The following is a 9,859-nucleotide window of genomic DNA, read 5'->3' as shown; positions in this document are numbered from 1 at the left end:
ATTGCAGCAATTGACCGGACAAAGGCTTCCCATGAGTGAAGATGCACAAGACGTCGTTCTGATCGTCGAGGACGACGAATCCATTATGTTTGTGCTGGGTGAATACCTGGCGGGCCTGGGTTATCGGGTGTTGAAGGCGATCGATGGGGAGCAGGCCTTCGAAATCCTGGCCACCAAGCCGCACCTGGACCTGATGGTTACCGACTACCGCCTGCCGGGCGGGATTTCCGGCGTACAGATCGCTGAGCCGGCGATCAAGCTACGGCCGGAATTGAAAGTCATCTTTATCAGCGGTTACCCGCAGGAAATCCTCGACTGCAACAGCCCGATCACGCGCAATGCGCCGATCCTGGCCAAGCCGTTTGATCTGGATACGCTGCAAGAGCATATCCAGCGCTTGCTCGCCTGAGCGCCGCAGCGCCGAACGTACACGGCGCCATCGGCTCCAAAGGGTCAGGGGGTCAGCTTCTGCACATTGGCCTTGAGTGTGCTGGCGGGGGTGTAGGCGAATTGCCAGCCAGTTTTTCCGTCTATCCCATCAAGAAAACGCTGGAGGCCTTTTTGACCGCTGCCGTCAAGGCGGTAGACGGTCATCCCGCCGCTGACCGCTGGCTCATTGCCCAGCAGTGCCATGGCAATGTCCAAGTCCGGGCTGTTGGTGTTGAACAGGTACAACTCGTTGTGCATGGTTTTCTGGATGTAGACGGTGTGGCCAAATAATCCAGCCTCGCTGGCATGTTTGAAGTTAATCAGGCCGGACTCCGTAATGTCAGCGGCATTCACCATCCTGGGATTGCATGGCACGCCCCAACTGCGCCCACCACTGGCCGAACGTCGAGTGTGCGGGGATGTTATCGGTCATGACTCGGCACCCCCGTCGTACGCCGCAAGGCTTGAGCGTACAGCGCCACCAGCTCGCGGTCGCCGGCAGCGCGACTGGTGTCAGACGATGCGGCGGGGAGGTCGGCGCCATGCGCGCTGGGTGTCTCAGCAGGCGGCTGATTGACAGTTGAAGTGTGGGATGCAGGGCGGGGAGCATTTAAAACGGTGGCAGAATTAATCATCCTACGGCTCGTCAGGTCATTTTAGGGGGGGCCGGGCTAAACTTCGTCGCCCGATACCTAACCTTAATGTCCGAAAAGCGTTCAGCGATTCCAATTCGCCCCGTGTCCAATCGTGTCCGGATTGACCTTGTCGAATCAGCTCACGCCTGGATCATCTCCCTGACCTTTGCCGTCAACAAATCAAAGGTGAACGGCTTGGTGATCAGCTGCATCCCTGGGTCGAGAAAACCGCCGCGTACGGCTGCATGCTCGGCATATCCGGTAATGAACAACACCTTCAGGTCCGGCCGAATCTGCCGCCCGATTTCCGCCAGTTGCCGACCGTTCATGCCCGGCAGGCCAACGTCGCTGATCATCAGGTCGATACGCTGGTCGGACTCGATGATCGGCACGGCTGCATCGGCGTCGCCGGCCTCGACAAAGGCGTAGCCCAGTTCCTTGAGCACTGCACTGACCAGCACGCGCACCGCCGGGTCGTCCTCGACGATCAGCACGGTTTCGCCGGCATTGGCGAACGGCAGCAACGCTGGGTTTATCGCCGCGCCGGTGACGACTTCGCCGATGAAGCGCGGCAGGAACAGGCTCACAGTAGTGCCCTTGTCCACTTCGCTGTGAATCGTGACGTGGCCACGGGACTGACGGGCGAAGCCGTAGATCATCGACAACCCTAGACCGGTGCCCTGGCCGATGGGCTTGGTGGTGAAGAAGGGGTCGAACACGCGGCCCATCACGCTTTGAGGAATGCCACAGCCGGTGTCGCTGACGCTCAGTTCCACGTAATCGCCGGGACTGAGGGTGCCGTAGGCGGCGGTGAATACGCTGTCCAGATGGCGATTGGTGGTCTCGACGGTCAGCTTGCCGCCACTGGCCATGGCATCGCGCGCGTTGATCACCAGGTTGAGCAGGGCGCTTTCCAGTTGGTTGGGGTCGGCTTCGGCGGTCCACAGTTGATCGGTGAGGCGCATCTCCAGGGTGATGCTTTCGTTGATGCTGCGTTGCAACAGCTCGCCCATGGAGGTGACCAGTTGATTGATCTGCACCGGCTTTGAATCCAGCGACTGGCGCCGGGAAAACGCGAGCAGGCGGTGGGTCAGCCCGGCGGCCCGGTTGGCCGAGGTCACGCCCAGGTCGATTAAGCCGTCGAGGTCGTCGAGCCTGCCGCGAGCGATACGCCTGCGCAGCAGCTCCAGGCTGCCGATAATCCCGGTGAGCATGTTGTTGAAGTCGTGAGCGATACCCCCCGTCAATTGGCCGACGGCTTCCATCTTCTGGGATTGACGCAAGGCTTCTTCGTTACTGCGCAACTGGGCGGTGCGCTCTTCAACTTGCTGCTCAAGGGTTTCGAGGGTGCGCTGCAACCGCGCCTCGCTCTCGCTCAAGTCAACCAGCCGGTCACGCGCGTCATATTGCCGGCGCCGCCCGCGCAGGGCGGCGCTGACCAGGCTGATCAAGGTCACCGGGTGAAAGGGCCGCTCCAGGAAGGTCACGTTGCCGAGCAAGCCACTGAGGTGGGATGAGCCGTTCTGCTCGTTGCCACCGTGATGGGTCATCAGCACGATGGGCAGGTCGGACCAGGCGGGCTGTTGATGCAAGTGCATCAGCAAAGGCTCCAGGTCCTCGCCGCGCAAGGCTTCGGCCGCAATGATCAACAAGCCGGCGCCGTGCTCAAGCGCCTCGCACAGTCCTTTCAGGTTGCTGGCAATGATGCCGCTGTAACCGGCTTCTTTGAGCATCATCAACGCCAACGAGCCGTCACGCCCCATTGGCGCAAGCACAATGGCGCGCTCGGAGACGGGTGACAGGCCCGTCACACGCCCTCATCCCTGAGCAACGGTGAACCCGCGCCCATATAGGTCGGGATCCCGCGCAGCACACCCTGGAAATTATCGAGAGGCTCGCCGACGGTCATGCCCTGGCCGCTGATGCGGTATTCGCGAATAGTCGCCTCGTGGGAGCCGGTGCGCTTCTTGATGATCGAGATGGCTCGGCGCACCTTGCCCAAGGCTTCGAAGTAGCGTAGCAGGATGACCGTGTCGGCCAGGTAGGTGATGTCGACGGGGGCCTGCATGTCGCCGACCAAACCGTGTTGCGCAACGGTCATGAACGTCGCCGCGCCTCGGCGATTGAGGTACAGCAGCAGCTCGTGCATATGCAGGATCAGCGCGTTCTCTTCGGGCATGGCGGCCTGGTAGCCGTTGATGCTGTCGATGACCACCGTCTTGATCCCGCGCTCGTCGACGCAGCGCCGCACGCGGTGCGAGAATTCGCCGGGTGACAGCTCGGCCGCATCCACTTGCTCGATCAGCAGGTTACCCGTGGCTTGCAGGGCGGCGAGGTCGATACCCATGTTTTTCATGCGTTCGAACAGCAACCCCAGCTCTTCATCGAAGATAAACAGCGCGGCTTTTTCACCCCGCGCGACGGCCGCGGCGGCAAAGATCATCGAGATCAGCGATTTGCCGGTACCCGCCGGACCAAGGATCAGGCTGCTGGAGCCGGTCTCGACCCCGCCGCCCATCAGGGCATCCAGTTCGCGAATGCCGCTGCTCAAGGTCTCACGCACATAACCGCCGCGATGTTCGGCCGCCACCAGGCGCGGGAACACATGGATACCATCTTGCATGATCGTAAAGTCGTGGAAGCCGCCCCGGTATTTCTGGCCACGGTACTTCACCACGCGCACGCGACGGCGTTCGGCGCCGTAGCTGGGGGTCAGTTCTTCCAGGCGAATTACCCCGTGGGCTACGCTGTGCACGGTTTTGTCGAGGGATTCGGTGGTCAGGTCATCCAGCAACAGGACGGTGGCGTCGTAACGCACGAAGTAGTGCTTGATCGCCAGGATCTGCCGGCGATAGCGCAACGAGCTTTGCGCGAGCAGGCGGATTTCCGAGAGGCTGTCGATCACCACGCGGGTGGGCTTGACCCGTTCCACCACTTCGAAGATTTGCCGGGTGGCCTCGCCCAATTCCAGGTCGGAGGAATACAGCAGGCTCTGCTGGTGGTCGGCGTTGAGCAGGCTCTCCGGCGGCGTCAGTTCGAAGATATGGATGTTGTCATCCAGATTCCAACCATGGGACTCGGCCCCCTGGCGCAACTCGCGCTCGGTCTCGGACAGCGTGATGTAGAGCGATCGTTCACCGTTTTTGGCCCCGGCTTGCAGGAAGTGCAGGGCGACGGTGGTTTTACCTGTGCCGGGTTCGCCTTCCAGCAGGAACAGGTGGCTGCGCGATAGCCCTCCGCAAAGAATGTCGTCAAGACCTTCGATGCCAATGGCCGCTTTGTCGGTTAACAACGCTTTGGATGTAGACAAGAAGTGCCCTCAGGTCACATACGAGTAGAGGATGCGCAGCCATGTGACCGCGCTATGTTCTCTTGACCGTTGCGCTCTGCGGCGGTTCAACCGGATCCGGGATTAATGCGGGCTGTGGCACGTTTTGCACACAATCGTGCCGCGCACCTACAGGCCTTGCGCAAGCGCCGGATCGTCAGGGTTTTGTTGCTCGAGCTGGGCGAGCAACACCTGGACATTCTGCAATTGGCCACTTTCCTTCCAATAGTTCACAAGCAGCACCCGCGCCTTGCGATTGGCGGGGTTACGCTGAACGATCTCTTCGAGTTGGCGCTGGGCGGCTTCCAGCTCCTCCTGGGCGTGCAGGGTGGTAGCCAGGTCATAGCGATAATCCTGATTGTCCGGCTCAAGCTCGACCGCTTTGGACAGGCCGAGCAGCGCATAGGGGCGTTCGCCATGGTGCAGCAGCCACATGCCCAGGGCGTGTTGCAGGTAGGCCGACTCAGGATGCGCTGCCAATTGCCGCGCCAGCAGCTGGCGCGACTCATCGGTCTTGCCCTGTTTGTCGAGTAACTCGATCTGCGCCACCACCGCCTGCAGGTTGTCCGGCTGCAAGCGCATGGCCTGTTCCAGGGCGTTTTGTGCTTCCGGCAGCAGAGCACTGTGAATGTACAGGCGCGCCAGTTGAATCCAGCCCTCGGCGGTTTCGGGTTGGGCCTTGAGCTTTTTCACGAACTCGTCCAGCACCTGCTGCAAGGGACCGAAGTACAGGCCCAAGGTGTCGGGCGACAGGCCGAGCAAGGCATTGGCGGCGGCAAAGCGCACGCTTTGTTCGGGGTCATCCAGCACCGGGCCGAGTAGCAGCGTGCGCTGGCCGGTGGGCACCAGTCCGACAATGCTGTGGATGGCTGCTTCGCGCACCAACGGTGAGTCGCTGGTGAGGTCTTTATCGGCGAGCTTCAAGGCCTGGGGGCTGGGGTAGTTGGGCAATTCGGCATGCAGCGCGGCGCGGCGTTCGGGTGACAGGTCCGGCCGGCCCAATTGCTGATACAGCACGCGCGCTGCGCCCGGCTCGCCGTTATGCGCCTGTTTCAAGGCTTTCGAGTAACCATGGGCAATGGCGGGAGGCACGGCCACCTGGGTGGTGCGGGAGAAATACCAGGTGATCAGCACAATCAACAACAGGGCGCACAGGCCGACGATGGAGTAACGGCGTGACTTTGACATGCAGGCGTCCGAAAAGCTGAAGAAGCAAAGCCGTCAGCTTCGGTCAGACCACGGCAGGTGTCAAACCCGCTTCAGGTCAGCACGTATTCCACCGGTTCCAGGGCCGGCGGCAGGTCGGTTTCGCCCAGGGCGGCGAGCAGCTCACGCTCCAGGGTGCGCAGGATCGCATTGCAGGGCAGGTCGTTTTCGTCGAAGCCGAACGGGTCTTCCAGGTCGTCGCCGATTTCATCCAGGCCAAAGAAGGTGTAGCTGACGATGGCGGTAAACACCGGCGTGAGCCAGCCCAGGGGCTCGGCCATGGCGAACGGCAAGAGGATGCAGAACAGGTAGATGGTGCGGTGCAGCAGCAAGGTGTAGGGGAAGGGCAGCGGCGTGCTTTTGATCCGCTCGCACGCGGCTTGTACCTGGCTGAGGCTGACCAGGCGGGTTTCCAATTGGGTATAGCGCCATTCGCTGATGGCGCCTTGCCCGGCCAGCGCGGAAAACCGCGCGCCGAGCTGTTGCAGCACACGGTCAGGGAGGTTGGGATGACTGGCTTCCACGCTGGCCCACGGCTGGATCGCCAGGGCTTCGTCTTCATGGCGCAAACGCGCGATCAGCCCATGGGCGAACCCACCCAGGCCCCGCAGCAGGCGCCCGCGCTCCGACGGGTCAGTGAGCACCTGGGTTTCGCGAATCAGCGAACGCACCTCGATGATCATCTGCCCCAATTGCTTGCGGCCTTCCCACCAGCGGTCATAGCAGGCGTTATTACGAAAGCTCATGAAGATCGACAGCGACAGCCCGAGCAACGTGAAGGGCGTGGCGTTGACCTTGGAAAAATATGCCGGGTGCAGGGTTTCCACCAGCACGATCACCGACGCCAGCAGCGTGACCAGCAGGCTGCGCAGGGCGATGCGCTTGGCAATCGAGCCCTTGAGCGAAAACAGGATGCCGAGCAGGTTGGGTTTGGGACGTACGATCATCGGGGGAAGGGCTTCTTCGCTGGCGCAGGCCCTCAGGTTAGGAGCTTGCACGACGGGCGTCCAATCGCTTGGACTGACCGGCCGATCAGCGGGGTCAATGATTGGCCAAACCAGTCAGCCATGTTGAAGGCTTTGACCATTGCCGCTGTGGCGTTGCGGAGCGACTATTTCGGCGATCCCGACCGTTCAAGGAAACAATAATGCAGATTGAGAACAAGATTTTTCTGGTCAGCGGCGGCGCTTCCGGCCTCGGTGCAGCCACCGCAGACATGCTGGTCGCGGCCGGTGCCAAGGTCATGCTGGTGGATTTGAACGCCGACGCCGTGGCGGCCAAGGCCAGGCAGCTCGGCGACAACGCCCGCGGCGCTGTGGCGGATATCAGCCAGGAAGCGGCTGCTGAAGCCGCCGTCCAGGCAACGGTCGCGGCGTTTGGCGGTTTGCATGGTTTGGTCAACTGCGCGGGGGTGGTGCGCGGTGAAAAAATCCTCGGCAAGAATGGCCCTCACGGGCTCGCAAGCTTTGCCCAGGTGATTAACGTCAACCTGATCGGCAGCTTTAACTTGCTGCGCCTGGCGGCGGCGGCCATCGCTGAGACAGAGGCGAACGCCGACGGCGAGCGCGGGGTGATCATCAACACCGCTTCGGTGGCTGCGTTCGACGGGCAGATCGGGCAGGCCGCTTATGCGGCATCCAAAGGCGCGATAGCCAGTCTGACCTTACCCGCCGCACGAGAGCTGGCGCGCTTTGGTATTCGCGTGATGACCATCGCCCCCGGCATTTTCGAAACCCCGATGATGGCCGGCATGACCCCCGAAGTCCGCGACTCCCTGGCCGCCGGCGTGCCGTTCCCGCCGCGCCTGGGCAAGCCTTCCGAGTACGCCGCGCTGGTGCGGCACATCATTGAAAACAGCATGCTCAATGGCGAGGTGATCCGTCTCGACGGCGCCTTGCGCATGGCCGCCAAGTAAGGAGGATGACCCATGAATGATCCCATCGTGATTGTCAGCGCCGTACGCACGCCCATGGGCGGGTTCCAGGGCGACCTCAAGGGCCTGACCGCGCCGCAACTGGGCGCTGCCGCCATCCGTGCAGCGGTCGAGCGTGCAGGCATCGCGCCCGACGCCGTAGATGAGGTGTTGTTTGGTTGCGTGCTGCCCGCCGGCCTGGGCCAGGCGCCTGCGCGTCAAGCCGCCCTGGGCGCAGGGTTGGACAAGTCCACGCGTTGCACCACCCTCAACAAGATGTGCGGCTCGGGCATGGAAGCGACAATCCTGGCGCATGATTCGCTGCTGGCCGGCAGCGTCGACGTGGTGATCGCCGGGGGCATGGAAAGCATGTCCAACGCGCCCTACCTGCTGGACCGCGCCCGCAGCGGCTACCGCATGGGCCACGGGCGCGTGCTCGACCATATGTTTCTCGACGGTCTGGAAGACGCCTACGACAAGGGCCGCCTGATGGGTACCTTTGCTGAAGAGTGCGCGCAGCTCAACGGCTTCAGCCGTGAGGCGCAGGATGCGTTCGCTATTGCGTCGCTGACCCGCGCGCAAGAGGCAATCACCCATGGCAGCTTCGCCGCCGAAATTGTCCCGGTACAGGTCACCGTCGGCAAAGAGCAGAAAACCATCCTGCATGACGAACAACCACCCAAGGCCAAGCTGGAAAAAATCCCCAGCCTGAAACCCGCGTTCCGCGACGGTGGCACCGTGACGGCGGCCAATTCCAGTTCGATTTCCGACGGTGCGGCAGCGTTGCTGCTGATGCGTGAGTCCGAGGCACAGAAACGTGGGCTCAAGCCGCTGGCGGTGATCCATGGGCACGCGGCGTTTGCCGATGAGCCCGGGCTGTTTCCGGTGGCGCCGGTGGGTGCGATTCGCACATTGATGAGCAAGACCGGTTGGAGCCTTGACGACGTCGATCTGTTCGAAATCAACGAGGCCTTTGCCGTGGTCAGCCTGGTGACCATGAGCAAGCTGGAAATTCCCCACGCCAAGGTCAATATCCACGGCGGGGCCTGCGCCCTGGGCCACCCGATTGGTGCGTCCGGCGCGCGCATCCTGGTAACCCTGCTTTCGGCCCTGCGCCAGAAAGGCCTCAAGCGTGGCGTCGCCGCCATTTGTATCGGCGGCGGTGAAGCCACGGCCATGGCCGTTGAATGCCTGTATTAAGGACTGAGCCCAATGCTGCCCAATGACGAACAACTGCAAATCAGCGATGCCGCTCGGCAATTTGCCCAGGAGCGGCTCAAGCCGTTTGCCGCCGAGTGGGACCGCGAACACCGCTTTCCCAAGGAAGCCATCGGCGAGATGGCCGAACTGGGCTTTTTCGGCATGCTGGTGCCGGAACAGTGGGGCGGCTGCGACACCGGTTACCTGGCCTACGCCATGGCCCTGGAAGAAATCGCCGCCGGTGACGGCGCCTGTTCCACCATCATGAGCGTGCACAATTCCGTGGGTTGCGTGCCGATCCTCAAGTTCGGTAACGAGCAACAAAAAGCACAATTCCTCACTCCCCTGGCCAGTGGCGCCATGCTCGGCGCTTTTGCCCTGACCGAACCCCAAGCCGGTTCCGATGCCAGCAGCCTGAAAACCCGCGCGCGCCTGGAAGGCGACCATTACGTGCTCAACGGTTGCAAACAGTTCATCACCTCCGGGCAAAACGCCGGGGTGGTGATTGTGTTTGCCGTCACCGACCCGGCAGCGGGCAAGCGTGGGATCAGCGCGTTTATCGTGCCGACCGATTCGCCGGGCTACAGCGTGGCGCGGGTCGAGGACAAGCTGGGCCAGCATGCGTCCGACACCTGCCAGATCCTGTTTGAAGACGTGAAGGTGCCGGTCGCCAACCGGTTGGGCGAAGAGGGCGAGGGCTACAAGATCGCCCTGGCCAACCTCGAGGGCGGCCGTGTAGGCATCGCCTCGCAATCGGTGGGTATGGCCCGCGCCGCGTTTGAGGCGGCCCGTGACTACGCCCGTGAGCGCGAAAGCTTCGGCAAAACGCTGATCGAGCATCAGGCCGTGGCGTTTCGCCTGGCGGACATGGCCACGCAAATCGCCGTGGCGCGGCAGATGGTGCATTACGCCGCCGCCCTGCGGGACAGCGGCAAGCCGGCGTTGGTCGAAGCCTCGATGGCCAAGCTGTTCGCTTCGGAAATGGCCGAGAAAGTCTGTTCGGCCGCCTTGCAAACCCTGGGCGGTTACGGTTACCTGAGCGACTTCCCCCTGGAGCGGATCTACCGCGATGTGCGGGTCTGCCAGATTTACGAAGGCACCAGCGATATTCAACGCATGGTCATCTCACGCAATCTCTAAGGAGCCGAT

9 protein-coding genes are annotated in these 9,859 nt (G+C 62.3%); 4 read left to right on the top strand and 5 right to left on the bottom strand.

Features of this window, described 5'->3' with window-relative positions:
- The first annotated feature begins 31 nt into the window (after positions 1 to 31).
- Positions 32 to 409, top strand: coding sequence for a response regulator (locus AB1462_RS18220; protein ID WP_003217591.1), 378 nt, complete (start codon positions 32 to 34; stop codon positions 407 to 409).
- Between the two features lie 44 nt (positions 410 to 453).
- Here the strand turns inward: AB1462_RS18220 and AB1462_RS18215 are convergent, their stop codons facing one another.
- The 5 genes from AB1462_RS18215 to AB1462_RS18195 form a co-directional block, all read right to left on the bottom strand.
- Positions 454 to 786 (bottom strand): hypothetical protein, encoded by a 333-nt coding sequence (locus AB1462_RS18215; protein WP_367247543.1) that lies wholly within the window; start codon positions 784 to 786, stop codon positions 454 to 456.
- Positions 787 to 1,204: 418 nt separating this feature from the next.
- The gene (locus AB1462_RS18210; protein ID WP_090404056.1) at positions 1,205 to 2,875 is read right to left on the bottom strand and encodes an ATP-binding protein; all 1,671 of its coding nucleotides are present in this window, start codon (positions 2,873 to 2,875) and stop codon (positions 1,205 to 1,207) included.
- Positions 2,872 to 4,374 carry an ATPase domain-containing protein gene (locus AB1462_RS18205; RefSeq protein ID WP_259194774.1) on the bottom strand — a complete coding sequence of 501 codons (1,503 nt, stop codon included), beginning with the start codon at positions 4,372 to 4,374 and terminating at the stop codon, positions 2,872 to 2,874. The genes AB1462_RS18210 and AB1462_RS18205 overlap by 4 nt, the downstream gene beginning before the upstream one ends.
- Positions 4,375 to 4,521: 147 nt before the next feature.
- Positions 4,522 to 5,580, bottom strand: coding sequence for a tetratricopeptide repeat protein (locus AB1462_RS18200; RefSeq protein WP_090404060.1), 1,059 nt, complete (start codon positions 5,578 to 5,580; stop codon positions 4,522 to 4,524).
- Positions 5,581 to 5,651: 71 nt separating this feature from the next.
- Positions 5,652 to 6,545, bottom strand: a complete 894-nt coding sequence (locus AB1462_RS18195; RefSeq protein WP_315336293.1) for a bestrophin family protein — start codon at positions 6,543 to 6,545, stop codon at positions 5,652 to 5,654.
- Between the two features lie 200 nt (positions 6,546 to 6,745).
- Between AB1462_RS18195 and AB1462_RS18190 the strand changes: the two genes are divergently transcribed.
- Genes AB1462_RS18190 through AB1462_RS18180 form a run of 3 tightly spaced genes read left to right on the top strand, consistent with a single transcriptional unit; the run spans position 6,746 to position 9,850 of the window.
- Complete coding sequence (locus AB1462_RS18190; RefSeq protein ID WP_367247542.1) at positions 6,746 to 7,513, top strand: SDR family NAD(P)-dependent oxidoreductase; 768 nt, start codon at positions 6,746 to 6,748, stop codon at positions 7,511 to 7,513.
- 12 nt (positions 7,514 to 7,525) lie between these two features.
- Positions 7,526 to 8,710, top strand: coding sequence for an acetyl-CoA C-acyltransferase (locus tag AB1462_RS18185; RefSeq protein WP_090404066.1), 1,185 nt, complete (start codon positions 7,526 to 7,528; stop codon positions 8,708 to 8,710).
- Positions 8,711 to 8,722: 12 nt separating this feature from the next.
- On the top strand, positions 8,723 to 9,850 hold the full coding sequence (locus AB1462_RS18180; RefSeq protein WP_090404068.1) for an acyl-CoA dehydrogenase: 1,128 nt from the start codon (positions 8,723 to 8,725) through the stop codon (positions 9,848 to 9,850).
- The last annotated feature ends 9 nt before the right edge of the window (positions 9,851 to 9,859 follow it).

Origin of the sequence: Pseudomonas sp. SB113 (assembly GCF_040754745.1) — a bacterium.
Lineage (GTDB): Bacteria > Pseudomonadota > Gammaproteobacteria > Pseudomonadales > Pseudomonadaceae > Aquipseudomonas > Aquipseudomonas grimontii.
Note: the sequence above shows the minus strand (reverse complement) of the source record. Positions and strands in the feature narration are given on the sequence as shown.

What these genes read in the sequence shown, in the direction of transcription:
- AB1462_RS18200 (WP_090404060.1), bottom strand. Translation starts at nt 5,580, where the DNA reads ATGTCAAAGTCACGCCGTTACTCCATCGTCGGCCTGTGCGCCCTGTTG.
- AB1462_RS18180 (WP_090404068.1), top strand. Translation starts at nt 8,723, where the DNA reads ATGCTGCCCAATGACGAACAACTGCAAATCAGCGATGCCGCTCGGCAA.
- AB1462_RS18195 (WP_315336293.1), bottom strand. Translation starts at nt 6,545, where the DNA reads ATGATCGTACGTCCCAAACCCAACCTGCTCGGCATCCTGTTTTCGCTC.
- AB1462_RS18190 (WP_367247542.1), top strand. Translation starts at nt 6,746, where the DNA reads ATGCAGATTGAGAACAAGATTTTTCTGGTCAGCGGCGGCGCTTCCGGC.
- AB1462_RS18215 (WP_367247543.1), bottom strand. Translation starts at nt 786, where the DNA reads ATGGTGAATGCCGCTGACATTACGGAGTCCGGCCTGATTAACTTCAAA.
- AB1462_RS18220 (WP_003217591.1), top strand. Translation starts at nt 32, where the DNA reads ATGAGTGAAGATGCACAAGACGTCGTTCTGATCGTCGAGGACGACGAA.
- AB1462_RS18185 (WP_090404066.1), top strand. Translation starts at nt 7,526, where the DNA reads ATGAATGATCCCATCGTGATTGTCAGCGCCGTACGCACGCCCATGGGC.